This is a genomic window from Sphingomonas sp. RS6 (assembly GCF_054489705.1).
This window is the reverse complement of record NZ_JBTMWM010000004.1, coordinates 212,453-235,955: the sequence shown is the minus strand read 5'-3', so window position 1 is coordinate 235,955 and position 23,503 is coordinate 212,453. Positions and strand designations below refer to the sequence as shown.

General features: G+C 65.3%; 25 protein-coding genes and 1 riboswitch. Of the genes, 16 read left to right on the top strand and 9 right to left on the bottom strand.

Going from position 1 to position 23,503, the window contains the following annotated elements:
* Nucleotide 1 precedes the first annotated feature (1 nt).
* Entirely contained in the window at nucleotides 2–1,660 is a 1,659-nt protein-coding gene (ccoN, locus tag ACX40Y_RS10435) for a cytochrome-c oxidase, cbb3-type subunit I (RefSeq protein ID WP_459119487.1), read from the bottom strand.
* A 411-nt stretch (nucleotides 1,661–2,071) separates the two neighbouring features.
* Here ccoN and ACX40Y_RS10430 point away from each other — a divergent pair, with 411 nt between their 5' ends.
* Together ACX40Y_RS10430 and ACX40Y_RS10425 are read left to right on the top strand one after the other, a co-directional pair.
* On the top strand, nucleotides 2,072–3,157 hold the full coding sequence (locus ACX40Y_RS10430) for a serine hydrolase (protein ID WP_459119486.1): 1,086 nt from the start codon (nucleotides 2,072–2,074) through the stop codon (nucleotides 3,155–3,157).
* 73 nt (nucleotides 3,158–3,230) lie between these two features.
* Entirely contained in the window at nucleotides 3,231–3,431 is a 201-nt protein-coding gene (locus tag ACX40Y_RS10425) for a hypothetical protein (RefSeq protein WP_459119485.1), read from the top strand.
* A gap of 13 nt (nucleotides 3,432–3,444) precedes the next feature.
* Here ACX40Y_RS10425 and ACX40Y_RS10420 read toward each other — a convergent pair whose 3' ends face one another.
* Nucleotides 3,445–3,837 (bottom strand): JAB domain-containing protein, encoded by a 393-nt coding sequence (locus ACX40Y_RS10420; protein ID WP_459119484.1) that lies wholly within the window; start codon nucleotides 3,835–3,837, stop codon nucleotides 3,445–3,447.
* 121 nt (nucleotides 3,838–3,958) lie between these two features.
* On the opposite strand from ACX40Y_RS10420, the gene ACX40Y_RS10415 reads away from it, so the two are divergent.
* The 6 genes from ACX40Y_RS10415 (at nucleotide 3,959) to ACX40Y_RS10390 (ending at nucleotide 9,274) form a co-directional block, all read left to right on the top strand.
* Nucleotides 3,959–4,753 (top strand): thymidylate synthase, encoded by a 795-nt coding sequence (locus ACX40Y_RS10415; RefSeq protein ID WP_459119483.1) that lies wholly within the window; start codon nucleotides 3,959–3,961, stop codon nucleotides 4,751–4,753.
* Nucleotides 4,750–5,223: a dihydrofolate reductase gene (locus ACX40Y_RS10410; RefSeq protein ID WP_459119482.1), complete on the top strand. Its 474-nt coding sequence runs from the start codon at nucleotides 4,750–4,752 to the stop codon at nucleotides 5,221–5,223. The genes ACX40Y_RS10415 and ACX40Y_RS10410 overlap by 4 nt, the downstream gene beginning before the upstream one ends.
* Nucleotides 5,223–6,404, top strand: coding sequence for a dipeptidase (locus tag ACX40Y_RS10405; protein WP_459119557.1), 1,182 nt, complete (start codon nucleotides 5,223–5,225; stop codon nucleotides 6,402–6,404). The genes ACX40Y_RS10410 and ACX40Y_RS10405 overlap by 1 nt, the downstream gene beginning before the upstream one ends.
* A gap of 50 nt (nucleotides 6,405–6,454) precedes the next feature.
* Nucleotides 6,455–7,381 carry a bifunctional riboflavin kinase/FAD synthetase gene (locus ACX40Y_RS10400; protein ID WP_459119481.1) on the top strand — a complete coding sequence of 309 codons (927 nt, stop codon included), beginning with the start codon at nucleotides 6,455–6,457 and terminating at the stop codon, nucleotides 7,379–7,381.
* Nucleotides 7,382–7,901: 520 nt separating this feature from the next.
* Complete coding sequence (locus ACX40Y_RS10395; protein WP_459119480.1) at nucleotides 7,902–8,909, top strand: trypsin-like serine peptidase; 1,008 nt, start codon at nucleotides 7,902–7,904, stop codon at nucleotides 8,907–8,909.
* A gap of 119 nt (nucleotides 8,910–9,028) precedes the next feature.
* Nucleotides 9,029–9,274, top strand: coding sequence for a hypothetical protein (locus tag ACX40Y_RS10390; RefSeq protein ID WP_459119479.1), 246 nt, complete (start codon nucleotides 9,029–9,031; stop codon nucleotides 9,272–9,274).
* Between the two features lie 16 nt (nucleotides 9,275–9,290).
* On the opposite strand, the gene ACX40Y_RS10385 is transcribed toward ACX40Y_RS10390, so the two are convergent.
* Both ACX40Y_RS10385 and ACX40Y_RS10380 read right to left on the bottom strand, forming a co-directional pair.
* Entirely contained in the window at nucleotides 9,291–10,046 is a 756-nt protein-coding gene (locus ACX40Y_RS10385) for a competence/damage-inducible protein A (RefSeq protein WP_459119478.1), read from the bottom strand.
* Nucleotides 10,043–10,549 (bottom strand): GFA family protein, encoded by a 507-nt coding sequence (locus tag ACX40Y_RS10380; RefSeq protein WP_459119477.1) that lies wholly within the window; start codon nucleotides 10,547–10,549, stop codon nucleotides 10,043–10,045. Before ACX40Y_RS10380 ends, ACX40Y_RS10385 begins: the two co-directional genes overlap by 4 nt.
* 56 nt (nucleotides 10,550–10,605) lie before the next feature.
* On the opposite strand from ACX40Y_RS10380, the gene map reads away from it, so the two are divergent.
* Nucleotides 10,606–11,430, top strand: a complete 825-nt coding sequence (map, locus tag ACX40Y_RS10375; RefSeq protein ID WP_459119476.1) for a type I methionyl aminopeptidase — start codon at nucleotides 10,606–10,608, stop codon at nucleotides 11,428–11,430.
* A 202-nt stretch (nucleotides 11,431–11,632) separates the two neighbouring features.
* Nucleotides 11,633–11,744: riboswitch (SAM-I-IV-variant riboswitch) on the top strand.
* A 57-nt stretch (nucleotides 11,745–11,801) separates the two neighbouring features.
* The gene (locus ACX40Y_RS10370) at nucleotides 11,802–12,851 is read left to right on the top strand and encodes a threonine aldolase family protein (protein ID WP_459119475.1); all 1,050 of its coding nucleotides are present in this window, start codon (nucleotides 11,802–11,804) and stop codon (nucleotides 12,849–12,851) included.
* Between the two features lie 168 nt (nucleotides 12,852–13,019).
* Here the strand turns inward: ACX40Y_RS10370 and ACX40Y_RS10365 are convergent, their stop codons facing one another.
* Nucleotides 13,020–13,835, bottom strand: coding sequence for a ferredoxin--NADP reductase (locus ACX40Y_RS10365; RefSeq protein WP_459119474.1), 816 nt, complete (start codon nucleotides 13,833–13,835; stop codon nucleotides 13,020–13,022).
* Nucleotides 13,836–14,066: 231 nt separating this feature from the next.
* Here ACX40Y_RS10365 and ACX40Y_RS10360 point away from each other — a divergent pair, with 231 nt between their 5' ends.
* From ACX40Y_RS10360 to glnA, 3 genes are all read left to right on the top strand, one after another.
* Nucleotides 14,067–15,377 carry a methyl-accepting chemotaxis protein gene (locus ACX40Y_RS10360; RefSeq protein ID WP_459119473.1) on the top strand — a complete coding sequence of 437 codons (1,311 nt, stop codon included), beginning with the start codon at nucleotides 14,067–14,069 and terminating at the stop codon, nucleotides 15,375–15,377.
* Between the two features lie 176 nt (nucleotides 15,378–15,553).
* Nucleotides 15,554–15,892 carry a P-II family nitrogen regulator gene (locus ACX40Y_RS10355; protein ID WP_459119472.1) on the top strand — a complete coding sequence of 113 codons (339 nt, stop codon included), beginning with the start codon at nucleotides 15,554–15,556 and terminating at the stop codon, nucleotides 15,890–15,892.
* A 93-nt stretch (nucleotides 15,893–15,985) separates the two neighbouring features.
* On the top strand, nucleotides 15,986–17,398 hold the full coding sequence (glnA, locus tag ACX40Y_RS10350) for a type I glutamate--ammonia ligase (RefSeq protein ID WP_459119471.1): 1,413 nt from the start codon (nucleotides 15,986–15,988) through the stop codon (nucleotides 17,396–17,398).
* Between the two features lie 81 nt (nucleotides 17,399–17,479).
* On the opposite strand, the gene ACX40Y_RS10345 is transcribed toward glnA, so the two are convergent.
* Together ACX40Y_RS10345 and ACX40Y_RS10340 are read right to left on the bottom strand one after the other, a co-directional pair.
* On the bottom strand, nucleotides 17,480–18,115 hold the full coding sequence (locus ACX40Y_RS10345; RefSeq protein WP_459119470.1) for a class I SAM-dependent methyltransferase: 636 nt from the start codon (nucleotides 18,113–18,115) through the stop codon (nucleotides 17,480–17,482).
* Nucleotides 18,112–18,732: a S24 family peptidase gene (locus tag ACX40Y_RS10340; protein ID WP_459119469.1), complete on the bottom strand. Its 621-nt coding sequence runs from the start codon at nucleotides 18,730–18,732 to the stop codon at nucleotides 18,112–18,114. Before ACX40Y_RS10340 ends, ACX40Y_RS10345 begins: the two co-directional genes overlap by 4 nt.
* 430 nt (nucleotides 18,733–19,162) lie before the next feature.
* Here ACX40Y_RS10340 and ACX40Y_RS10335 point away from each other — a divergent pair, with 430 nt between their 5' ends.
* Entirely contained in the window at nucleotides 19,163–19,336 is a 174-nt protein-coding gene (locus tag ACX40Y_RS10335; RefSeq protein WP_459119468.1) for a hypothetical protein, read from the top strand.
* Between the two features lie 3 nt (nucleotides 19,337–19,339).
* On the opposite strand, the gene ACX40Y_RS10330 is transcribed toward ACX40Y_RS10335, so the two are convergent.
* Entirely contained in the window at nucleotides 19,340–20,188 is an 849-nt protein-coding gene (locus ACX40Y_RS10330; protein WP_459119467.1) for a hypothetical protein, read from the bottom strand.
* A 259-nt stretch (nucleotides 20,189–20,447) separates the two neighbouring features.
* On the bottom strand, nucleotides 20,448–20,999 hold the full coding sequence (locus ACX40Y_RS10325) for a type 1 glutamine amidotransferase domain-containing protein (protein ID WP_459119466.1): 552 nt from the start codon (nucleotides 20,997–20,999) through the stop codon (nucleotides 20,448–20,450).
* A 114-nt stretch (nucleotides 21,000–21,113) separates the two neighbouring features.
* On the opposite strand from ACX40Y_RS10325, the gene ACX40Y_RS10320 reads away from it, so the two are divergent.
* Together ACX40Y_RS10320 and ACX40Y_RS10315 are read left to right on the top strand one after the other, a co-directional pair.
* Nucleotides 21,114–22,127, top strand: a complete 1,014-nt coding sequence (locus tag ACX40Y_RS10320; protein ID WP_459119465.1) for a DNA topoisomerase IB — start codon at nucleotides 21,114–21,116, stop codon at nucleotides 22,125–22,127.
* Nucleotides 22,128–22,140: 13 nt separating this feature from the next.
* A complete protein-coding gene (locus tag ACX40Y_RS10315) occupies nucleotides 22,141–23,322 on the top strand; it encodes a mechanosensitive ion channel family protein (protein WP_459119464.1) in 1,182 nt (393 codons plus the stop codon).
* Nucleotides 23,323–23,503 lie beyond the last annotated feature (181 nt).

Below are 23,503 nucleotides of genomic sequence, written 5' to 3'. Positions count from 1 at the left end.
CTTATTCGGCGGCCGGAGCGCGGGCGGGCAGCGGGTGGTCGCGCGCCGGATCGAACGGAGTGTCGGTCATCGGCGCCTCGTCGCGCAGCTTACCGGCGATCGTCATCCAGACGTTCCACACCATGAACAGCGAGCCGATGAAGTAGAGCAGGCCCCCGCCGACGCGGATCACGTAATAGGGATGCATCGCCTGGACGACCTCGGCGAACGAGTAGACGAGGTAGCCGTCGTCCCCATATTCGCGCCACATCAGCCCTTGCGTGATCCCCGCCACCCACATTGCGGAGGCGTAGAGAACGATCCCCAGCGTCGCGCACCAGAAGTGCCAGTTGACCATGCGCAGCGAATAGAGCCGGGCGCGGCCCCACAGACGCGGCGTCATGTAATAGATCGCGGCGAAGGTGATCATGCCGTTCCAGCCGAGCGCGCCCGAATGGACATGGCCGATCGTCCAGTTGGTGTAGTGCGACAGCGAATTGACGCTCTTCACCGACATCATCGGGCCCTCGAACGTGCTCATGCCGTAAAAGGCGAGCGCGAACACCATCATGCGGATGATCGGATCGGTGCGGACCTTGTCCCACGCGCCGTTGAGCGTCATCAGGCCGTTGATCATGCCGCCCCAGCTCGGCATCCACAGCATGATCGAAAAGACCATGCCCAGCGTCTGCGCCCAATCGGGCAGCGCAGTATAGTGAAGATGGTGCGGGCCGGCCCAGATATACAGGAAAATCAGCGACCAGAAGTGGATGATCGACAGGCGATAGCTGTAGATCGGCCGTTCCGCCTGTTTCGGCACGAAGTAATACATCATGCCCAGAAAGCCGGCGGTGAGGAAGAAGCCCACGGCATTATGGCCGTACCACCACTGCGTCAGTGCATCCTGCACGCCCGAGAAGAGCGAATAGGATTTAGAGCCGACCCAGGAGACCGGCAGCGACAGATTATTGACGATGTGCAGCATCGCCACGGTGATGATGAAGCCGAGATAGAACCAGTTGGCGACGTAGATATGCGGTTCAGACCGCTTGAGGATCGTGCCGACGAACACGGCGAGGTAGGCGACCCAGACGATCGTCAGCCAGATGTCGACATACCATTCGGGCTCGGCATATTCGCGACCTTCGGTGACGCCGAGGATATAGCCGGTCGCGGCGAGCACGATGAACAGCTGGTATCCCCAGAACACGAACTTCGCGAGGCCGGGCAGCGCCAGCCGTGCCCGGCAGGTGCGCTGGACGACATAAAAGCTCGTCGCGATCAGCGCATTGCCACCGAACGCGAAGATCACCGCCGAGGTGTGGAGCGGGCGCAGCCGCCCGAAGGTGGTATATTCGGTCGGCAGGTTGAGCAGCGGAAAGCTTAGCTGCGCGGCAATGACGATGCCCACCAGAAAACCGACCACGCCCCAGAACACCGTGGCGATCAGCCCCCAGCGGATGACTTCGTCTTCATAACGCTCGGCGGCGCGGGCGGCGGCGGCGCGCGTCGGCAACAGGCTGATCCCGCGCAACGTCACAAAGGCCGTCAGGATCGCCGCTGCGGCCGCAATTCCCATATGGATGGCAAAGGGCGTATCGGCAGCGGCAACCGCCGCGAAGATCGCGGCCACCGCGACCAGAAACCAGCCGCCGCTGCGTAAGAGAATGTCGTCTTGCATGTTTGGCTCCACTGAGCGGCCGGCCTCGTTCGGGCCATCCGGGAGGGGTGGGTGTTGACAGGTCCGGGGATCGTTCGGCGACTATCGCCGTCTGGCGACCGCAGACGGCGGCGAGAAGGCGCGCTTCACCGCGCCGTGCCTGCGGGGCGAGCGGTCCCCTGCCTCTATCTTTCCTGAATCATGCTGCACGCTTCCCTCCCGTTCGTATTCGCCGATACGAAGCGAGGGAAATCCGCACTATTGTGGATTACACTTACGGGTTTTACGCGGTGCTCGCCCGACGCCGACCAGTCGACGCAAGCGCAGGACCAACCGAATCCGTCCGCCCTTTTCTCCTCATCTTTCGCCTGTAAGCCACTGGGAAAGGAGGATCGATTGCCACAATTCCAGTTTGCGTCCCGTTCAGCTGTCATGCTGGCGCTGAGCGCCACGATCACGGCTTGCGTTCCCCCCGCCACCGTCAGCAATACCAGTCCGCCGCCACGACCGGTGCGCCCCCTTGCCCCGCCGCCGGCTACCGCCACCTCCGTTTCGGTCCCCGCTCCCGCACCTGCGCGGGCGGCGAAGCGCGCCGAGCCGCCGGCGGCACTGCTGAACGCCGTCCAGGCGCTGGGCACCGGCTTCAAGGGCGAGGTGGCGATCTCGGTCCGCGATGTCGACCAGGGCTGGACAGTGGCCTGGAACGGCGATCGCCCCCAGCCGCAACAGAGCGTCAGCAAATTATGGGTTGCGATCGCGGTGTTCGACGCGATCGATCACAAGCGCCTTTCGCTGGCCACGCCCGTCACCGTCACCCGCGCCGACCTCACCGTGTTTCACCAGCCGATCAGGCCGCTTGTCGGCAAGAACGGCTATCGAACGACGGTCGGCGGGCTGCTGCAATGCGCCCTCACCCGCAGCGACAACACCTGTAACGACGTGCTGCTGTGGAAGGTCGGCGGCCCCAAGGCGATTCGCCGGATGCTTGCGGAAAAGGGCGTCGAGGGTGTCGGCTTCGGCCCCGGCGAGCGCGAGCTTCAGGCGCGTACCGCCGGGCTCAGCTGGCGCCCGGAATGGGCCGGCGGCTGGGGCTTCCTGAAGGCGCGCGCAGCGCTGAGCGCGGAGGTGCGTCGCAAGGCGCTCGATCGCTATCTTGCTGCCCCCTATGATGGCGCCTCGGCCAATGGCGTCACGCTCGGCATCGCCCTGCTCGCCGAGGGCAAGCTGCTCAGGCGTGCCTCGACCGATCGGCTGATCGCGATCATCCATGCCAGCAAGACCGGGCCGCTGCGCCTGAAATCCGGATTGCGCCCGGGCTGGTCGCTCGCGCACAAGACCGGCACCGGCCAGGATCTGGGCAGCCTTTCGACCGGGTATAACGATGTCGGCCTGCTCGTCGCGCCCGACGGCCATCGCTACGCGGTGGCGGTGATGATCGCCAGCACCCGCCAGCCGATCCCGGTGCGGATGCGGCTGATGGGCGACGTGACCCGCGCGATCATCCGAACGCGCGATTGAGGCAAGGAAAGGCTGTGGATAGCCTGCCGGTCAGGCTGGACATCGGCCGGCCGGCGCCGGTACCGGCTGCGCGATGGCAATCATCGCAACCATCATGAACAGCACCACCGGCCAGCCGATCCAGAAGATGAGCTTTGGCCGGATGCCCAAGCCCTGGGCCTCCTTCACGCTCGAGACGGGCGAACTCGTCAAGGCAGACCGAGTCGACGTCGGCAAGCCGGCGCCGGGCAAGTTCGCGTCGCCGGTCTCCGTGTGGGTCACGCCGAAGCGATAGTCGAAACGGGGCTTCACAACAGCCCGAGCGCCTGAAAGCTGGTGCTTCCCGCGCGCGTCAGGACGAGGTGATCGACCAGCCGGATGCCCAGCGGCTCCAGCGCACGCGCAAGCATTCGTGTCGTTTCGCCATCGGCGCGGCTGGGAGTGGCGTCGCCGCTCGGATGGTGATGCGCCATCACCACCGCCGCCGCATCGAAACTCAGCGCGTCGGCGACGACTGCGCGCACCGGCACGTCGATCCAAGCATGCGCGCCGCCGCCGATATGGCGCAACCCCAGCAAGCGGCAATCGCGCGCCAGATAGGCGATGGCCCCCGCTTCGCATTCGCCCGCAGCCAGCGGTGCGAACAGCGCCGCCGCGCTGGCCGCGTCGTTGATCCGCAAGGGCTGGTCGAGGCTCGGCATCGCCCTCGCCTTGCCATGCCGTCGTCGTGCGCCGAAGCGGAAGCCGCTCGGCTTCGGACATCCGAAATGGACCCGACCAAGCCGGGATGACTCGCCCGCCGGCTGTGGCTAGGGTGGCGCCATGCAGCAATATCTCGACCTCATGGCGCGCGCACTCGAACACGGCGCGGCGACGATGGACCGTACCGGCACCGGCACGCTCAGCGTGTTCGGGCATCAGATGCGCTTCGATCTCGCCAAGGGCTTTCCACTGCTGACTACGAAGAAGCTGCACATCCGCTCGATCCTGATCGAACTGCTGTGGTTCCTGCGCGGCGACACCAATGTTCGCTGGTTGCAGGGGCGGAAGGTAAGCATCTGGGACGAATGGGCGGACGAAAGTGGCGATCTCGGCCCCGTCTATGGCAAGCAGTGGCGCGACTGGGAGGCGCCCGACGGTCGCCATATCGACCAGATCGCCGAGCTGATCGAAACGCTGAAGGTCAACCCCGCCTCGCGCCGGATGGTCGTTTCCGCATGGAATCCGGGGGAACTGGGCGCGATGGCGCTGGCGCCGTGCCATTGCCTGTTCCAGTGCCATGTCGCGAACGGCCGACTCAGCCTCCAGCTTTATCAACGCTCAGCCGACATCTTCCTGGGCGTCCCCTTCAACATCGCGAGCTATGCGCTGCTGACCCATTTGCTGGCGCAGCAGGCGGGGCTGGACGTCGGGGAGTTCATCTGGACCGGCGGCGACTGCCATCTCTACAGCAACCATCTCGATCAGGCGCGAGAACAGCTGACCCGCACACCGGGCCCCTTGCCGCGACTCGAAATCCTGCGCCACGCGCCATCGATCGACGCCTATGAATATGAGGATTTCGTGATCCACGACTATGTCGCCCAGCCGCACATCAAGGCGGCGGTGGCGATATGATCTCGTTCCATCTGGCCCGTGCCGACAACGGCGTGATCGGCCGCGACGGACAACTGCCCTGGCGCCTGCCGGCCGACCTCAAGCGCTTCAAGGCGCAGACGGTGGGGCGGCCGATGGTGATGGGTCGCAAGACGTTCGATTCCTTTCCCGCGCCGCTGCCCGGCCGTCGCCATATCGTCCTGACCCGCGATCAGCAGTGGCGCGCCGATGGTGCGGAGGTTGTTCATGATCCCGATGCCGCGCTCGCGCTGGCCGGGCCGAATGTCGCGATCATTGGCGGCGCCGAGATCTTCGCGCTGTTCCTCGACCGCGCGGACCGGATCGAGCTTACCGAGGTCCATCTGGCCCTGCCCGGCGACGCAGCCGTTCCCGCCTTCGACCCGGCGGTATGGCGCGAAACCGTGCGGGAGGATCACGCGGCCGAGGGGGAACGCCCGGCCTACAGCTTCGTGACGCTGGAACGTCGGTGATAAAGCGGCGGCTGGCAGCGATCGCGACCGGGATCGTCGCCGTTGCCGCGATCGGAGTGTTCGGTATCGCGCCCACGATCGTCGATTCGAGCATGAACCGGGTGGTCCCTGCCCCCCTGCCTCGCGTCACCGCCCAGACGCGCGCGCTGCATCAGCGGCTGCAGATTGCGGATCTCCACGCCGATACGCTGATGTGGCGGCGCGATCTGCTCGATCCGGCAGGGCGCGGCCAGGTGGACCTGCAGCGACTGATCGACGGGAATGTCGCGCTGCAGGTGTTTTCGTCGGTCACCAAGACGCCCCGGCACCAGAATTATTACTCGAACAGCGACGAAAGCGACAACATCACGCTGCTCGCGGTCGCCCAGTTGCAGCCGATCCGCACCTGGGGCTCGTTGCTGCAACGGTCGCTGTGGCACGCCGAGAAACTTCGTCGCGCGGCAGAGCGCTCGGATGGCCGGCTGCGCGTGATTGCGACACCCGCCGATCTCGATCGTCTGCTCGTCGATCGCGCAGCGGGCCGGCAGGTGGTCGGCGGCATGCTTTCGATCGAGGGGTTGCAGGACATTGAGGGCGATCCGGCCAATCTCGATCGACTCTACGATGCCGGTTTCCGCATGGCGGGTTTCGCGCATTTCTTTGACAATCAGGTCGCGGGATCGATGCATGGCATTGCCAAGGGCGGCCTGACCCCGCTCGGACGGCAGGTGCTTCGCCGGATGGAGGCCAAGGGCATGATCGTCGACATCGCCCATGCCAGCCACGCCGCCGTTGCCGACATCCTGGCAATGGCCCGCCGTCCGGTCGTTTCCAGTCATGGCGGCGTGCAGGCCACCTGCAAAGTCAACCGCAACCTCACCAATGACGAGATTCGCGGCGTCGCCCGCACGGGCGGCGTAATCGGCATCGGCTATTGGGATGCCGCGATCTGTTCGACCGCGCCTGCAGCAATCGCGTCGGCGATCGCGCATGTCCGCGATCTAGTCGGCATCGATCATGTCGGGCTCGGTTCCGATTTTGACGGCGCCGTCACCACAGGCTTCGATTCCTCTCAGCTGATCGAGGTCACGCAGGCGCTCGTGAATCGGGGCTTCTCGGAGGGGGAGATCACCAAGGTGATGGGCGGCAATGTCCTGCGGGTGCTGCGCGCCGGCATCATCCCCGCAAGACCAAATTCCTGAGCCGCTGCCACCCCATTGGCATCCGCCCGCCCGATGCCTATAGCCGGCGCATGCAGCGGCTGGACGGCGGCTCGGCGGTTCCGCCCTCCTTGCGAGGCGCGATCGTCGCGCTGGGCAATTTCGACGGGTTCCATATCGGACATCAGGCCGTTGTCGGCCGGGCCGTAGAGCGCGCGCGGACGGCAGGGCGGCCGGCACTGGTCGCCACATTCGACCCGCACCCGCGCCGCCATTTTCAGCCGGATGCGCCCCCCTTTCGCCTGACGACGCTCGATCAGCGCGAGCAGCTGTTCGCTGCGGCGGGCGCTGCGGCGATGCTGGTCTTCCATTTCGATGCCGATCTCGCCCGGCTCACCGCGCACCAGTTCGCCGAGCTGCTGGCCCATCGGATCCGTGCCGCCGGCGTCGTCACCGGGGAGGATTTTACCTTCGGCAAGGGCCGCGAAGGCGATGTGCGGGTGCTCGCCACGCTTGGGGCCGAACTGGGGTTCACGGCGGAAACGGTGCCTGCCGTCACGCTGGACGGCGCGATCGTGTCCTCCAGCCGCATCCGCGCCTTTCTGAAGGATGGCGCCCCCCGCGCCGCCGCGGCGCTTCTCACCCGCCCGTTCACGATCACCGGCGAGGTTGAAGGCGGCGCAAAGCTCGGCCGCCAGCTCGGTTACCCGACTGCCAACATGCGGCTCGGCAACTATCTTCGTCCCGCCTATGGCATCTATGCCGTCCGCGGGCAGCTGGCCGATGGGCGCCGGCTCGACGGGGTCGCCAATCTCGGCATCCGGCCCAGTTTCGATCCACCGGTCGAGCTGCTCGAGACGTTCTTCTTCGATTTCGAGGGCGATCTTTACGGGCAGCGGATCGAGATCGAACTGATCGACTATCTTCGCCCCGAAGCAAAGTTCGATAGTCTCGACCCACTGGTCGCGCAGATGGACCTGGACGTGAGCCGCGCCCGCGCATTGCTCGCACGGGGCTGATCGATCGACGACAGCGTGGCGCCGGCGGATTCGCATGAAAAAGCCGAGTCGATTATAGAAAATGCGCCTGTCAATTCAGGTCAAACCATGGCCACGTTGTCAATAATCGGCTGAGTGTGACGAGATTGCGACGAAAGCGCTCCTTCCACACCTCGAAGATTCGAATTGAAACGGATATTATAAGCTATTAGAATATGGACGACTCGTGAAATCGTCGAATATACCTAATAGTGTTACGCAACGTTTCTGCTCGATGCGCCGCTTGCCAGATTTTTTTGCATCGCAGCATATCAAACGCTATCAATATATACTGAATTAGATTGTAAATTTTAGACATCATCGCGACTTCCGATGCACATGCGATTGCCACAGCTTGCCGCTGCAGCGATCCCGACTGGCCGTGCAACGACCGGAAGAATAGGTGATCATGCCGATGTTTAGGCCATAACGATAAAGAACCGGTGGGAAGGGTCGCAAATCCGCAGTTCCTCGAATTGCTTTGAGGTTGATGGAGGTATTGATGACCAAGTCGCTGAAGGATCCGAACGCCAATGTGATGGACCAGTCGGAAGAGCCGAATGCCGGTCCCCCGACGTCAGATCAGGCACCCAGCCAGTCCGACAATCGCTCCGCATTCCAGTTCGATACCGAATATGAAGTCGTCTCCGGGATCGATCAGAACATCAAGGAGCCCGACACCGAAGCGTCGAACACGGCGATCCGCGTGCTCGGCAATGAAACCGGCTGGGAGCTCGGCAACACCGGCGCGTCGTTCGGCACCGAATTCGACGAAACGTCCGCGCTCGACGCAATCTACGGCAGCTATCCGGAGCTGCTGGAACAAATGCGCCAGGAAGTCGTGATCGGCGTGGACAATCGCGTGCGGGTCCAGGCGACCAGCAGCTATCCGTGGCGAGCGATTTGCGGGCTGAAGATCCAGGCCGCCAATGGCCAGCGCTTCATCGGCACCGGCTGGTTGATTTCGCCGCGCACCGTGATTACCGCGGGGCATTGCGTGTTCCTGCACGGCGCAGGTGGTTGGGCCAGCTCGATCGAGGTGGTCCCCGGGCTGAACGACGCCAGCCGACCCTTTGGCAGCCATGTCGGCACGGCGCTCCGCTCGGTGACGGGCTGGACGCAGGGCAAGAAGCGCGAGAATGACTATGGCGCGATCATTCTGCCCGCCAACAGCCGCCCAGGCGCGCAGACCGGCACCTTCGGTTTCGCCACCCGCGACGATGCGTTCCTGAAGAACGCGATGCTCAATCTCAGCGGCTATCCGGGCGACAAGGGCGGAAACCAGCAATGGTTCATGGCGCAGAAGGCCAAGTCGGTCTCCAGCCGCGTCCTGACCTATGACATCGACACCGCGGGCGGGCAGAGCGGCGCGCCGGTCTGGATCCTGCAGAACAACCAGCGTTATGCCGTGGGCATTCACACCAATGGCGCGGCTTCGGGCAACTCGGCGACCCGGATCGTGAAGGCGGTGTTCGATAACCTGCTGGCGTGGAAAGCGCTGGGCGCGTGACGATGCGCCGCGGCGGCCGTCGCATTTCCGAGTCGGACGCTTGACGGGAGCCCACCGCGTGGCACCACCCTTTACCGGGTGCCACGTGGTGGGCCGCATCAATTTAGGAAGGAGCACGCATGGCAAAGGTTTCGTTTCACGATACGAACGGCAGGCCGGTTCGCGGTGCCGTGGTGGCGATCACGGGCGCCCCAGACGAAATGATCGACCTCGGATATGTGACCGACGATGCAGGCGCGATCCAGTTCACGCCACCGGCCGAGGGCGAATACCTGTTCTCGCTGACCGGGCCCGATGGCGGCTCGCTGCGCGCGCGCACGCTGCTGTCCGACAGCGAAGCGGAAGTCACGGCCACCGCAAGCTGATAGCACCCGAGCGCGGCTAGACTCCGCCGACCACAACGGCGAAGCCACGCGCTTCGAGCCAGCTCGCCAGCAACGCGACGCAGCGGTCGACCAGCGCCGGATCCGTCGCCCGCACCACGAAATTGGCGCCCACGCGACCTTCGCGGAAAAAGGGATAGCTGCCGATCGCGACCCCCGGATGCGCGTGCTCGGCGTCGACGAGCAGGTCGGCAATCTCGCTTTCCGCCACCCAGCAGCCGATCGAGCGTGAGACCAGTGGCAGGCCGCCTTCCAGCGTGCCGGTGAGGGCATCGAGCATGCCCGCTGCGATATGCGGCACCCCGGCCAGGATGAAGATATTGCCCCATCGAATGCCGGGCGCACCGGACATGCGGTTGACGATCAGATCGGCGCCCTCGGGCACGCGCGCCATGCGCAGCCGCGCCTCGGTCAATCCGCCCTTGTTCGCATAATAGGATTCGAGGCTGGCACGCGCCGCCGGATGGACGATCACCGGCACGCCCAGCGCCGCCGCGATCGCGTCGACCGTGATGTCGTCATGCGTCGGGCCGATGCCGCCGGTGGTGAAGAGATAATCGTTGCGGATGCGCAGCGCGTTCACGGACTCGACGATCGCCGCCTGCCGATCGGGCACTACCCGCACTTCGCTCAGCCGGATGCCCTGGACGTTGAGCCAGGTGGCAAGCTGCGCGATATTCTTGTCCTGAGTGCGGCCCGACAGGATCTCGTCGCCGATCACCACCAGGGCCGCCGTCCACACACGATCGGTCATTTGTCGATCGCCGCTTTCCGGCGCGCAGCGAGCGCACGCAATCGCGCCAGCCGATCCGACGAGAGAAGCGCCGCGGGATCATAGGTTTCCTCGAACTGCGGAATGCCCTCGGGCAACGTCACCCACGGCATGCGATTTGCCGTGTAGATGGCGGCATCCGGTCGCATACGCCCCGGTTCGTCCAACGTTGTGGCACGCACCCCGGCGCCTAACCGGCCGAGCCGCGGATAGAAACTCCACAGGGCGGTGCCGCAGACGGCGCACCGGACGATCTCGTGCGGTCCGCCCGATCCTGCTGCGACGAAATGGCTGGTCGTCTCGCCCGCCAGAAGTTCCAGCTTCTCGCCTTCGATGAACAGGTTGAGGACGCTGGTGGCGCCGGTTTGTCGCTGGCAAAGCGTGCAATAACAATTGTTGACGAAAATCGGGTCGGCCGCCACCCGGTAGCGAGCCGAACCGCAGGCACATCCGCCTTCCAGCCACTCCGCGCCCGATTCCGGCATCCGCAATTCTCCCAAGCCCCCTCGCCCTTTGCGCCTCGGGCGCCTATATCGCAAGCATGACCGAATATGTGAACGTGACGGCGGATATGCCGCAGGCGCGCAGCCACGCAATCAAGCTTCATGGCCCGGAAGGCTTTGAGGGGATGCGCAAGGCGGGCAGGCTGGCCGCGGAAATCCTGGACGCGCTGGTGCCGCACGTGGTTCCCGGCGTCACGACGCAGGAACTCGACGATATCGTCCGCAAGATGACCATCGCGGGCGGCGGTGTGCCCGCGACGCTCGGCTATCGGGGCTATACGCACAGCTGCTGCATCTCGATCAATCATGTCGTCTGCCACGGCATCCCCGGCGATCGACCGCTGAAGGACGGTGACATCGTCAATATCGACGTCACGCCGATGCTCGGCGGCTGGCATGGCGACACCAGCCGCATGTTCCTGGTCGGCGACGTGCCGATCAAGGCACGCCGGCTGGTCGACGTGACCTATGAATGCCTGATGCTTGGCATCGAACAGGCAAAGCCCGGCAACCATCTGGGCGATATCAGCCACGCGATCCAGCGTTATGCCGAAAAGCATCGCTATGGCGTCGTTCGCGATTTCTGCGGGCACGGCCTGGGCCAGGTCTTCCACGATGCGCCAGAGGTGGTACATGTCGGCCGTCCGGGCACCGGCCCGGAATTGCGGCCCGGCATGTTCTTCACGATCGAGCCGATGATTAACATCGGCCGGCCCGACGTGAAGCTGCTCGACGATGGCTGGACGGCGGTGACGCGCGATCGCTCGCTTTCGGCCCAGTTCGAACATTCGATCGGCATCACCGAAACCGGCTGCGAGATTTTCACGCTCAGCCCCAGGGGTCTGCACCAGCCGCCATACTGAGGTGTCGGGCCGACACCAAATCCTCGTCAATCCCGCGAAGGCGGGAATCCTTCCGCCTGTGCGCTGGGGCAAGAACCGTCGATTCAGCGCCAATGGATTCCCGCCTCCGAGGGGATGACGGTGAAGGGTGACGCGGGCGCCGCTAACTGCCAAGACGCCTCGCAACAATCTTGCGCCCCCTCGCAACTTCCGCTATCCGCTGCGCCAGCATCAAGAGTCGGGCCGACGCCCGGCACCAACCTGCCCCGTGCAAGGTGGTGCCTCCAACGATATTTGGAGGGATGTGGCCGAGACCGGCAACACGGTGTTCCAGCCACGCACGCGTCGTCCCGCTTTTTGCTGTGCAACAGTAAAGAGGTTCGACCCGCGTAATGACCGACGTTCAGCAATTCGCCAGCGACAATTATGCCGGAATCTGCCCGGAAGCGTGGGCGGCGATGGAGGCGGCCAATCGGAGCCATGCCCCCGCTTATGGTGATGACAGCTGGACCCAGGCTGCCGCCGACGCCTTCCGCTCGCTGTTCGACATCGAATGCGAAGTCTTTTTCGCGTTCAACGGCACGGCGGCAAATTCGCTGGCGCTCGCCGCGCTGTGCCAGTCCTATCACGGCGTGATCTGTTCCGCCGCCGCGCATGTCGAGACCGACGAATGCGGCGCGCCTGAGTTTTTCTCGAACGGATCGAAACTGCTCGTCGCCCAGAGCGAGGACGGCAAGCTGACGCCGGATTCGGTGCGCGCAGTCGCAACGAGCCGTTCCGACATCCATTTCCCGAAGCCGCGTGTGGTGACGATCACCCAGCCGACAGAAACGGGTCAGGTCTACAGCATCGACGAGGTGAAGGCGCTTTCCGCCGTGTGCCGCGAACTGGGCCTGAAGCTGCACATGGACGGCGCCCGCTTTGCCCATGCCTGCGCGACGCTGGGCTGCGATCCGGCGGACATCACCTGGCGCGCCGGGGTCGACGTGCTCTGCTTTGGCGGCACCAAGAACGGCATGGCCGTCGGCGAGGCGGTGCTGTTCTTCGATCGTGCACTGGCACAGGATTTCGACTATCGCTGCAAGCAGGCGGGGCAACTCGCGTCGAAGATGCGCTTCCTTGCCGCGCCCTGGGTGGGCATGCTGGAGAATGGCGCCTGGCTGCGCAACGCGCGCCACGCCAATGCCTGCGCGCAGCAACTGGCGGGGCAGATCGATGGACTGCCGGGGATCGAGCTGATGTTCCCGGTGGAAGCGAACGGCGTATTCGTTCGCGCGCCGGAATCGGTGCTGGAAGGCCTGCGCGCGCGGGGCTGGCGCTTCTATACGTTCATTGGCGGCGGTGCGCGGTTCATGTTCGCCTGGGACGCCGATCCGGCGCGGGTGGACCAGCTTGCGGCGGACATCCGCGCGGTCAGCGGGGCGAAGGCGCTCGCCGCCTGAGTGTTTCCTCCCTCGGAGCGCAGCTCCGGGGGGGGGACCATTTGCGCAGCAAATGGTGGAGGGGGCTTGTCGTGGTGGAAGGGGAGTTACCCCTCCACCACCGCCTTCGGCGGCGGTCCCCCTCCCCCGCTTCGCGGTGGAGGAGACGCTAACCGGGACGTCTACACCTCAGCCGACGAAGGCGCGTTCGATCACGAAATCGCCCGGCGCGTTGTTCGAACCTTCCTTGAAGCCCTTGCCTTCCAGCAGCGCCGCGAAATCGCGGATCATGTCCATCGATCCGCACAGCATCACCCGGTCGGTCTCCGGGTTCAGCACCGGATCGCCCGGCACGCCTTCGAACAGCTTGCCATTCTCGATCAGCTTGCCGATCCGATCGCTGGTGTGGAACGGCTCGCGCGTGACCGTGGGCACATAATGGAACTGCGCAGCAGCCTGTTCGCCAATCAGCGGATCATCGGCCAGCTTGGCGGCGAGCTCGTCATGATAGGCGAGATCGCTGACCCGGCGGACGCTGTGCACCGTCACCACCTGCTCGAAGCGCTCGTAGATCTCGGGATCGCGCGCAACGCTCAGGAACGGCGCAAGGCCCGTGCCGGTGGAAAGCAGGAACAGCCGGCGCCCCGGCAGCAGCGCGTCGGCGACCAGCGTGCCGGTCGACTTCTTGCCGAGATAGATGTCGTCGCCCGGCACGATCTGCTGCAGCTTTGAGGTCAGCGGACCGTCCTGCACCTTGATCGACAGGAATTCGAGCTCTTCGGCCCATGACGGGCTGGCGACCGAATAGGCGCGCATCAGCGGCTTGCCGCCTTCGCCTTCCAGCCCGATCATCACGAATTCGCCCGAGCGGAAGCGGAAGCTGGCCGGCCGTTCGATCGCGAAGCTGAACAGATGCTCGTTCCAGTGGCGGACCCACAGCACCTTGGCGGTGGCGAATGCGGGGTGTTCGGGAAGAAGCGCTGGCTGGCGCGTAGCGACGGTCATCTGGGAAAGGATCCTCGTTCAAACGACTGGGCGGGACGGTGCGGCGTCGCGCGCGCACGGCGCCGCGGTCCCGGGGACATGATCGCAGCCATCTGCCACTGCAAGCAGCGTCCGTCCAGAAAGTAGCGCTTGCCGCACCTAAACCCGTCCCGGATTGGCGCGGCGGCGATGTCTTGGATCTGTCATCAAATCCTAACGCGGCGTTTACCGCGCCGGATTAGCCGGAACGCGATGCTTCACACGTCGACACCCGATGCCAGCTTTCTCCTGCAATGGCTCACCCCGGCCGAGCGGTCGCCGCCCTGGCTGCGTAGCGACGCCGCGATCGGCGCTGCCATCGCCGCCTTTCAGGATGATCCGCTGCTGCGCGTTCTACCCGTGCTCGATCACCGGATGTTCCCGCAAGGCGCGGTATTCGAAAAGGACGTCCGCCGAATGCTCCTGAACCCCTTCGGCCATGCGCTGCTGCGAAACCCCGCTTATGGCGGCAGCCTAGGCGCACTCGTCCGCCCCTGCCCGATGGCCGAGATCAACACCGCACCGGCCGCACTGCTTGATGCCTATGCCGAAGCCGATGGCCAGGAGGGCATGATCCTGACGCATGGTGGCATGCTCTTTGCCACCCTCACCAATCGCCGTCTCGTCCAGCTCGCCGCGCACCAGCAACTGCGCGAGGCGGAGGCGCGGACCCGGCGCGCCTGCCGGATCGAAGCCGCGAGCGACCGGATCGAGGCCGAGATCGGATCGCTGGCGGCGCGCCTCACCGGCCTGGCGCAAACGCTGGGCGAAAGCGCGTCCGGCACCGCCGAGCGGGCGGCGAGCAACAGCCAGTCCGCCACTGCACTGGCAGCCGCTGTGGCCCAGAGCCACGACAATCTCGCGGCGATCGCCGCCGAAACCGATGCACTGTCGGCGACGCTCGAAGGCATCGGCCGCAGCACAGCAACGGCGCGCACAACGGCGGCGAACGCGGTTGCGCTGGTGGAAGACAGCCGCCGCCACACGGCCGACCTCGGCGCCTTCGCGCGCACGGTGGGCAAGGTCACGACGATGATCGGCGAAATCGCCGCGCAGGTGAATCTGCTCGCGCTCAATGCTGCGATCGAGGCTGCCCGCGCAGGCGATGCCGGACGCGGGTTCACCGTGGTGGCCAATGAGGTGAAGGCGCTTGCCGGTCAGGTGAGCCTTGCCGCCGACAGCGTCGGCACGCAGGTGGCGGACATTCGCGGCGCGGTGGACCGGGTTACCGCCAACCATGAAAAGGTCGCGGACGCGATCGTCTCGATCGCCGGGCTTTCGTCGGACATCGAGGAAGCGGTGCGGGCGCAGCAATCGGCCACGCAAGCCATCGCCCGCAACGTTGCCGAAAGCGTGGGGGGCACGCTGAGCGTTCGGCACGATATCGAAGCGATTGGAATGACGTCGGAAACCGCGTCGTCGAGCGCCAAGGCGATCGCCGGCATGGCCGATGGGCTGCACAAGGGCGCCGCCACGCTGCTGGATGGCGTCGAGCGCTTTCTGATGGAGGTTCGAGCGGCGTAACGTGCCGCGCGAACGGGCAACGCCCGCGCCTCTGCCCATTTGATAGGCAATTCTTAACGATTTGGCATGGGCAAAACGCCTTGTTCCCTCGGCACTCCCGTTCTGGCACGCTGGTTGCTAAACGGAGGAGAATCGGACGCGCGGCGGCTGATCACCCGCTTACCCTGGGGGAAGACGTGAAAAAGATCGAAGCGATCATCAAGCCCTTCAAGCTCGATGAAGTCAAAGAAGCGCTGCACGAAGTCGGCGTATCGGGAATCACCGTCACCGAAGCCAAAGGTTTCGGTCGACAGAAAGGACATACCGAGCTGTATCGCGGTGCGGAATATGTCGTCGATTTTCTGCCCAAGGTGAAACTGGAAGTCGTCGTCGAGGACGATCTGGCCGAGCGCGTCGTCGAGGCTATTGCGGCGGCCGCGCAGACGGGCCGCATCGGCGACGGCAAGATCTTTGTCATTCCCGTCGAAACCGCCCTGCGCATTCGCACGGGCGAGCGCAACGAAAGCGCCATTTGACGCAGCGCAGCGCGCACCCGATGGTGCGGATGCAAGCGCAATTTTATTACCCGATTCGTCGGGCATACGAACAAGAGCGAAAGGGCATATACGATGGCGAATACGGCCAGTGACATCCTGAAGATGGTGAAGGACCAGGAGATCGAGTGGATCGACCTGCGTTTCACCGATCCCAAGGGCAAGTGGCAGCACCTGACGATGGTGGCCAGCGTCGTCGGTGAAGACGAGCTGACCGACGGTCTGATGTTCGACGGCTCCTCGATCGAGGGCTGGAAGGCGATCAACGAGTCCGACATGATCCTGAAGCCGGATCTGGACGCGGTGTGGATCGATCCGTTCTCGGCAACCCCGATGCTGATCCTGGTGTGCGACATCGTCGAGCCGTCGACCGGTGAGCTCTACAGCCGTGACCCGCGCTCGACCGCCAAGCGTTCGGAAGCCTATCTCAAGTCGCTGGGCATCGGCGACACCGTCTATGTCGGCCCCGAAGCCGAATTCTTCATGTTCGACGACGTGCGGTTCGAGAACAGCTACTCGACCAGCTATTACGCGATCGACGATGTCGAGCTGCCCGGCAATTCGGGCAAGGAATATGAAGCCGGCAACCTTGGCCACCGTCCGCGCGCCAAGGGCGGTTACTTCCCCGTCGCGCCGGTCGACAGCGCCGTCGACATCCGCGGCGAGATGGTGTCGACCATGCTCGAAATGGGCCTGCCCTGCGACAAGCACCACCACGAAGTCGCCGCCGCGCAGCACGAGCTGGGCCTGACCTTCGGCACGCTGGTGACCACCGCCGATCGCATGCAGATCTACAAGTACGTCGTGCATCAGGTCGCCCAGGCGTATGGCAAGACCGCGACCTTCATGCCGAAGCCGATCAAGGAAGATAACGGTTCGGGCATGCACACCCACATGTCGATCTGGAACGGCAAGGAGCCGCTGTTCGCGGGCAATGGCTATGCCGGCCTGAGCGACATGTGCCTCTACTTCATCGGCGGCGTCATCAAGCACGCCAAGGCGCTCAATGCCTTCACCAACCCGTCGACCAACAGCTACAAGCGCCTGGTCCCGGGCTATGAGGCGCCGGTGCTGCTCGCCTATTCGTCGCGCAACCGTTCGGCATCGTGCCGCATCCCCTATGGCGCAGGCACCAAGGCGAAGCGCGTCGAATTCCGCTTCCCGGACGCGCTGGCCAATCCGTATCTCTGCTACGCATCGCTGCTGATGGCGGGCCTGGACGGCATCCAGAACAAGATCCACCCGGGTGACCCGATGGACAAGAACCTGTACGACCTGCCGCCGGCAGAGCTGGAGCAGGTGCCGACCGTCGCCGGTTCGCTGCGCGAGGCGCTCGATGCGCTCGAAGCCGATATGGACTTCCTGCTGAAGGGCGACGTGTTCACCCGCGACCAGGTCGAAGCCTATATCGAGATCAAGCGTGCCGAGGTCGCCCGTTGGGAGATGACCCCGAGCCCGGTCGAATACGACATGTACTATAGCGGCTGATCGTTCTTCCGATCGGCGAAAAGGGCGTCCGGCGCGATCCGGGCGCCCTTTCTCATTCAGCCGCCCGCGCGGTGCGCCATCTCAGGGAATAAGCTCGAACACCGTCGCCGCCCGCGCCGTGCCGGTTTCCCGAACCGGATAGTCGGCGATGCGCCGCAACCGGGCGGTCGGCAGCGGTGCGCGGCCGGGATCGCCGACCAGCACCGCCACGTCCGCCGCGAGGCACCGGTCCAGAAACGCCAGCACCGGACCCGTGAGCACCGCGTCATAAAAGAGGTCGCCCACCAGCACGACATCCACCGCCGGAACGCTGTCCGCCAAAAGATCGCCCTCGATCGCATCGATTCGCACGCCGTTCAGACCGGCGTTGAGCGCAATCGCGACCTGCGCGTCGGGATCGCATTCGGACGCGGTGACATGGCTGGCACCCGCGCGAGCGGCGGCGATCGCGATCAGCCCACCCCCGGCGCCTAGGTCCAGCACCCGGACACCGGCAACGGAGCCCGGTTCAGCGGCCAGATGCCGCGCAAGCGCCAGGCCGCCCGCCCACCAATAAGCCCAATAGGGTGGCGCGCCACGCGCCGCCCAGCGCCCGACGCCGGTGCCCGGCTCGGCCTTGTGCATCACGATTCCCGCGACATCGGGCACGGGCACCACCGGCAGCCGCCCCCGGATGAACGCCGCCACCGCCTCGTCGCCATCGGGTGTCCCGGTCATATCGCCCGCCCCAGCCACGCAACGCGCCCGATTACCTCGAACGCCCCTGCGCGGACGAAGCGAGGCGGATAGGCGGGATTGTCGCTGACCAGTTCGACGCCGCCCACCGCGGCCCGCAATCGCTTGACCACCAGTTCGTCGCCGAGGCGCACGACGAAGATCCCGCCCCGCGCATCGACACGGCGACGATCGCCATCGACCAGTATCTCGTCGCCATCCGCAAGCGTCGGCATCATCGAATCGCCGGTCACGCGGATCATTGACGCCGACTCCGCCCGCACGCCGATCTGCCGCAACAAGGCGGTCGGGAAGCGAAGGGCGGGACGCTGCGCACCGTCTCCCGCGAGCGCGCCAGGCCCGGCCGATGCCCCGATATCGAGCCGCGATATCGCCTTCGGCTCTGCGGGGGTTGGGCCACCGAGCGCAGCATCGTCGATGCCAAGATAGGCGGCAAGCCGATGCCGATCGCGTTCGGCAAGTTCGCGCGGCGATCCACGCGTCACATATTGCTGAAGATAGGCCGGATTTCGCCCGATGACGCGTGACAGCTCCGCCAGGGTCGCGCCCTGGGCGGCCATTGCGGCGAGCAGCGCCGAGCGTTGCGCATCCGGCTTCATGCTTGCTCCATAGCAGTAGGAATTTTCCTAGACAAGTAGGAGAATTAGAACAAACCAGGATCATTATTTGCGACTCACGGGAGGAACGCGTGTCGGTTCATCGCGAAATCGAGAAATTCCTGCGGCGGACGGATATGCCGCCTTCGACCTTCGGACGGCTGGCTGCGGGGGATCCGCGCCTCGTCCAGGATCTGCGCCGGGGCCGTGAAGTCGGTCCGCGTCTATCGGCCCGGCTGCGGGCGTTCCTCGCACGGCAAGCTGCCTCTTCAGGCGACGGGAGGGCTTCGCGATGAGCGGGCGCGGCGATGTCGGGCGTCGGCTCTCGCGCGCATTGATCGATTCAGCGCGAGCCTCGGCCTGCTGGATTCGGGTCGGCGATTCGAGCTGGACGAGTTGGGCCAGCGCATGTTTCGAGGGCGCACGGCACCGGTTGGTTCTGATCGGTCAGCAGAGCAGCGCGCTCGACGTGTGGCTCGGCGATCTGCCGGAAACCGAGCTGGCGATGGCGGGGCATCTGGTTGCCGACCTGGTGGTGGCGGGGGTCAGTCGGGATCGCGAGTCGGTGCGGATCGACCTGGAGGTGCTGACCGTCGACGATCGATAACGTTCAGGCCTGACGGGCGAGGTTGCGAAGCGTGGCGAGCGCATCCTCCAGCCCCTGTTGCGGGCGGCGGGACGCAGTGGCAGGCGACGACTTCGCCTGCGCCGCCGCGCGGCGCGATACGCCCCGTTCCAGCCGCTCTAGCAGCGCGTGAACGGTTGCTTCGGTTGCGGGATGCGCGATCGGTTCTTCGGGGAAGGCGTACGGCGCCGCTGGTGCCGGTGCGCGACGATCGAGGCGTTCGAGCGGTTCGTCGGCCGGGCGCGCGGTTTCGGGGGCGGCGGCGCGGTAAGGCGAGGTCGGCGGTGCGATCGGCACATCGGGAATGGCGCCCGGATCATAGGCGGCGAGCACCTGATCGAGATCGGTGGGCAGCGGGCGCTCCTCGTCGATCTCGACAGCCTCGATCGCGGACACGACCTGGAAACGTTCCGCACGGATTGCGGCGGTTTCGGCGATTTCCGCCGCAAATGGCGTGCCGAGATCGCGGGTGGCGAGCAGTGGCGGCCGCGCCGGTGCGTCGGGATGCGCGTCGGCGCGCCGCAACACCGGCATTGCCAGCGAGTCGGGGTCGGCGTCCCAGTCGGGCATGGCATCATGCCCGCCGCCAATGGCACTGCGGCCTACCAGCATATAGGTGAAGAGACCCGAAATGGCGGTAACGGCAGCGCCTGCGGCAACGCTCAGCAACATGCGCCCGGCCAGGCCGAGGGGCGGCACCAGAACCGGGAGAAGGTCAGTAAGGCCGCTGGGCGCAACGAGCGACTGGAGCATCGCCGCCGGCATCGCGACCACGCCCAACGCGGCAAGGGCGCCGAGCGGCACGGCTATGACAGGTGCGAGCGGCAGTCTCATTGCTTCACCAGCGATTGCGACCCAGTCGTGTTCATGCCTGCATTTATGGCAAGCTTTTGGTAAACAGACTCATACTGGGCGCGTTTTATTCCGCGATCGCAACGCCGACGGGGCGGTGACGCGCCAACATGCTCGAACTTGCCCCTCCATACCACAAGGCGCGCAGGAACTGAACCAGGCCGTGGGAGAACCCCGCCCCGCCGCCCGCTCGGCGGCGGCCGAAACGGGCATTTGGCGGGGCGGGCCAGTGACGCAGCGATCAGGCCGATGCGGTGACATCCTCGAGTGCGGCGATCACCGCGCGGTTGAAGGCGGGGATGTCATCCGGCTTGCGGCTGGTGATCAGGTTGCGGTCCACCACCACTTCCTCGTCGACCACATCGGCGCCAGCATTGGCGAGATCGGTGCGGATCGACGGCCATCCGGTCAGGCGGCGGCCGGCGATCACATCGGCTTCCGCCAGCAGCCACGGTGCGTGGCAGATCGCAGCGACCAGCCGGTTGCTGTCCATGAACGTGCGCGCGATCTCGACCGCACGGGCGTTCATGCGGAGCTTGTCTGGGTTGCCGACGCCGCCGGGAAGGACAAGCGCGTCGAATTCGTCGAGATCGACGGCATCGATGGCCTTGTCCGGCGTGATGCTCTTGCCCTTCTCACCGCCGCTTTCGCCGGTGATCGGGTCGGTTTCGAGCGAGGCGAGCGTTACCTCCGCGCCGGCATCGAGCAGCGCCTGACGCGGCTCAAACAGTTCCGATTCCTCGAAACCGTCGGTCGCCATCATCAGCACGCGGGCATTGGTCAGCTGGGCCATCATCAGATCCTTTTTGAAATGGGGTGATGAACAGCCAACCCACGCCTCGGCCGGCGGGTTCCGGAACGAAATCGATGCCCGGCGCATTTCCCCGCCACCGTGCAAGGAACCACGATGAACAGTCCCGGCATCGTCTATGTCGACGATCATCTACCCGGCATCACCCGACGCAAGATGCGGCATGGCTGGGGCTATTTCGATGCCGAGGGCGCCCGCATCACCGACCGCGACGAGATCGACCGGCTCAATGCGATCGGCCTGCCGCCGGCCTATCGCGACGCCTGGTTCTGCCCGGATCCCGGGGGGCACATCCAGGCGACCGGCTATGACGCGAAGGGGCGCAAGCAATATCGCTATCACACCGGCTTCCGCGAGGCGCAGGAGGCGGCGAAATATGATCGCTGCGTGAGCTTCGGCGAGCATCTGCCGCGGCTGCGCGCCCGGGTGGAGGCCGATCTGAGGCTGCGCGGGCTGTGCAAGGACAAGGCGATCGCCGCCGTCGTCCGGCTGCTCGACATGGGCTCGATCCGGATCGGCAACGAAGCCTATGCCCAGAGCAACAAGAGTTTCGGCGCGACCACGCTGCGCAAGCGGCACGCGCGGGTGAAGGGCCAGACGCTGCGGCTCCAGTTTCGCGCTAAATCGGGCAAGCTGCGGACGATGATCGTCACCGACGGCTCGCTCAGCCGCTTTGTCAAGCGCTGCCAGGACCTGCCGGGCCAGCACCTGTTCCGCTGGGTCGATCCCGATGGCGATACGCATCCGGTGACGTCCACCTGCGTCAACGAATATATCCGCGAGGCGATGGGCTGCGACTTCACCGCCAAGCATTTCCGCACCTGGGGCGCGAGCGTCATCGCGTTCCGCACGATCGCCGATGCCGCCGAGCCAATCGGCATCAAGGCGTTGCTCGCCCCGGTGACCGAAGCGCTCGGCAACACGCCGGCGATCGCACGCAAATCCTATGTCCACCCCAACCTGATCGCGCTTGCCCGCGACCGCGAGGCGCAGACCGCGTTCCGGGCGGGGTTGCGCCTGCCCCGCACCACCCGGTACCTCGACCGGCACGAACGCGGCCTGATCGCCTACTTGAACGCCGGTGCGCAGCCCGACGCTGCCGCCGCCTGACCGAAAGGATTCCATGCCCACGCCCACCCCGTCGCCGACCCACAATTTCTCGGGCGAACGCCTCCAGCTGCAGGCGCAGACCTTCGTCAGCGAAAGCAGCGTCTGGATCGAGGATCACTGGCTGCAGGTGCTGATCGCGGCGGGCGTCGGCCTGCTGATCTTCATGCTGCTGCACGCCGTGCGCCGCTGGGGCATGAAGCTGTGCAACCGCACGCCGGGCGTGGCGGGATGGGGCGCGATCATCGGACGCGCCATCGCCCGCACCGGCAACTTCTTCATCCTGATGACATCGGCCAAGCTCGTCTCCGGCTATGCCTATGCCCCCGACGTGGTGGAGACGACGGTCCGATTCCTGTTCACCATCGCGGCGGCGTTCCAGGCGGCGATCTGGGCCCGCGAGCTGATCCTGGGCGCAATCGAGTATCGCACCCAGTCCGAGGGCTATCACGGCGAATCGCTGCTCAATGCGCTGGGACTGATCCGCGTCCTCGTCACCTTCGCGCTGTTCGCGATTGCGCTGGTGGTGGTGCTGAGCAATCTGGGGGTCAACGTCACCGGCCTGGTCGCCGGTCTCGGCGTCGGCGGCATCGCCATCGGTCTTGCCGCGCAGGGCATCTTCGCCGACCTGTTCGCCGCGCTGTCGATCATCTTCGACCGGCCGTTCCGCCGCGGCGACAAGGTGTCGTACGACAACACGATCGGCATCATCGAAACGATCGGCCTGAAATCGACGCGCATCCGCGCCTTCACCGGCGAGCAGCGGATCATCTCCAACCGCAACTTGCTCGACAAGGAAATCCAGAACATTTCGGACCGGGAGCATGTCCGCATCCAGCTCGACGTCGGCGTCGCCTATGAAACGCCGCCCGAAAAGCTGGAAGCGCTGCCCGAGATGCTGACCAAGATCGTCGAGGAAACCGGCATGACGGTTGCCCGCGCCAGCTTCGAGGGGTTCGGCGCCAGCTCGATCGACTTCAAGCTGTGGTTTGACGTTCCCGGCGACGACTGGCCAAGCGCACACAAGGCCCGCGACCAGGTGATCATCGGCATCGTCCGCAAATTCGCCGAAGAAGAGCTGACAATCCCCTTCCCCACTCAGACGACATACACCGCCGGGCCGGATGGCAAGCTGATCCTGCCCTATCCGCAGGTGCAGCCGGTGATGCGCGTCGACAAGGACGCCGGCGAGCGATAGCCGTGGCGGCGCCGCCCCGGCAGCGGCCCCAATACAGGCCCGGCACCTGCTCAAAGTTCACAAAGTTCACACTCACTCGCGTGCGGGACGAGCGGCGTGAAGGCCGTCAGCCGATCCTGCTCGTTCGCGGCGGGGCCGGTCCGGCACCTGCCCAAAGTTCACAAAGTTCACACTCACTCGC

What these genes read in the sequence shown, in the direction of transcription:
- ccoN (WP_459119487.1), bottom strand. Translation starts at nt 1,660, where the DNA reads ATGCAAGACGACATTCTCTTACGCAGCGGCGGCTGGTTTCTGGTCGCG.
- ACX40Y_RS10430 (WP_459119486.1), top strand. Translation starts at nt 2,072, where the DNA reads ATGCTGGCGCTGAGCGCCACGATCACGGCTTGCGTTCCCCCCGCCACC.
- ACX40Y_RS10425 (WP_459119485.1), top strand. Translation starts at nt 3,231, where the DNA reads ATGGCAATCATCGCAACCATCATGAACAGCACCACCGGCCAGCCGATC.
- ACX40Y_RS10420 (WP_459119484.1), bottom strand. Translation starts at nt 3,837, where the DNA reads ATGCCGAGCCTCGACCAGCCCTTGCGGATCAACGACGCGGCCAGCGCG.
- ACX40Y_RS10415 (WP_459119483.1), top strand. Translation starts at nt 3,959, where the DNA reads ATGCAGCAATATCTCGACCTCATGGCGCGCGCACTCGAACACGGCGCG.
- ACX40Y_RS10410 (WP_459119482.1), top strand. Translation starts at nt 4,750, where the DNA reads ATGATCTCGTTCCATCTGGCCCGTGCCGACAACGGCGTGATCGGCCGC.
- ACX40Y_RS10400 (WP_459119481.1), top strand. Translation starts at nt 6,455, where the DNA reads ATGCAGCGGCTGGACGGCGGCTCGGCGGTTCCGCCCTCCTTGCGAGGC.
- ACX40Y_RS10395 (WP_459119480.1), top strand. Translation starts at nt 7,902, where the DNA reads ATGACCAAGTCGCTGAAGGATCCGAACGCCAATGTGATGGACCAGTCG.
- ACX40Y_RS10390 (WP_459119479.1), top strand. Translation starts at nt 9,029, where the DNA reads ATGGCAAAGGTTTCGTTTCACGATACGAACGGCAGGCCGGTTCGCGGT.
- ACX40Y_RS10385 (WP_459119478.1), bottom strand. Translation starts at nt 10,046, where the DNA reads ATGACCGATCGTGTGTGGACGGCGGCCCTGGTGGTGATCGGCGACGAG.
- ACX40Y_RS10380 (WP_459119477.1), bottom strand. Translation starts at nt 10,549, where the DNA reads ATGCCGGAATCGGGCGCGGAGTGGCTGGAAGGCGGATGTGCCTGCGGT.
- map (WP_459119476.1), top strand. Translation starts at nt 10,606, where the DNA reads ATGACCGAATATGTGAACGTGACGGCGGATATGCCGCAGGCGCGCAGC.
- ACX40Y_RS10370 (WP_459119475.1), top strand. Translation starts at nt 11,802, where the DNA reads ATGACCGACGTTCAGCAATTCGCCAGCGACAATTATGCCGGAATCTGC.
- ACX40Y_RS10365 (WP_459119474.1), bottom strand. Translation starts at nt 13,835, where the DNA reads ATGACCGTCGCTACGCGCCAGCCAGCGCTTCTTCCCGAACACCCCGCA.
- ACX40Y_RS10360 (WP_459119473.1), top strand. Translation starts at nt 14,067, where the DNA reads ATGCTTCACACGTCGACACCCGATGCCAGCTTTCTCCTGCAATGGCTC.
- glnA (WP_459119471.1), top strand. Translation starts at nt 15,986, where the DNA reads ATGGCGAATACGGCCAGTGACATCCTGAAGATGGTGAAGGACCAGGAG.
- ACX40Y_RS10345 (WP_459119470.1), bottom strand. Translation starts at nt 18,115, where the DNA reads ATGACCGGGACACCCGATGGCGACGAGGCGGTGGCGGCGTTCATCCGG.
- ACX40Y_RS10340 (WP_459119469.1), bottom strand. Translation starts at nt 18,732, where the DNA reads ATGAAGCCGGATGCGCAACGCTCGGCGCTGCTCGCCGCAATGGCCGCC.
- ACX40Y_RS10330 (WP_459119467.1), bottom strand. Translation starts at nt 20,188, where the DNA reads ATGAGACTGCCGCTCGCACCTGTCATAGCCGTGCCGCTCGGCGCCCTT.
- ACX40Y_RS10325 (WP_459119466.1), bottom strand. Translation starts at nt 20,999, where the DNA reads ATGGCCCAGCTGACCAATGCCCGCGTGCTGATGATGGCGACCGACGGT.
- ACX40Y_RS10320 (WP_459119465.1), top strand. Translation starts at nt 21,114, where the DNA reads ATGAACAGTCCCGGCATCGTCTATGTCGACGATCATCTACCCGGCATC.
- ACX40Y_RS10315 (WP_459119464.1), top strand. Translation starts at nt 22,141, where the DNA reads ATGCCCACGCCCACCCCGTCGCCGACCCACAATTTCTCGGGCGAACGC.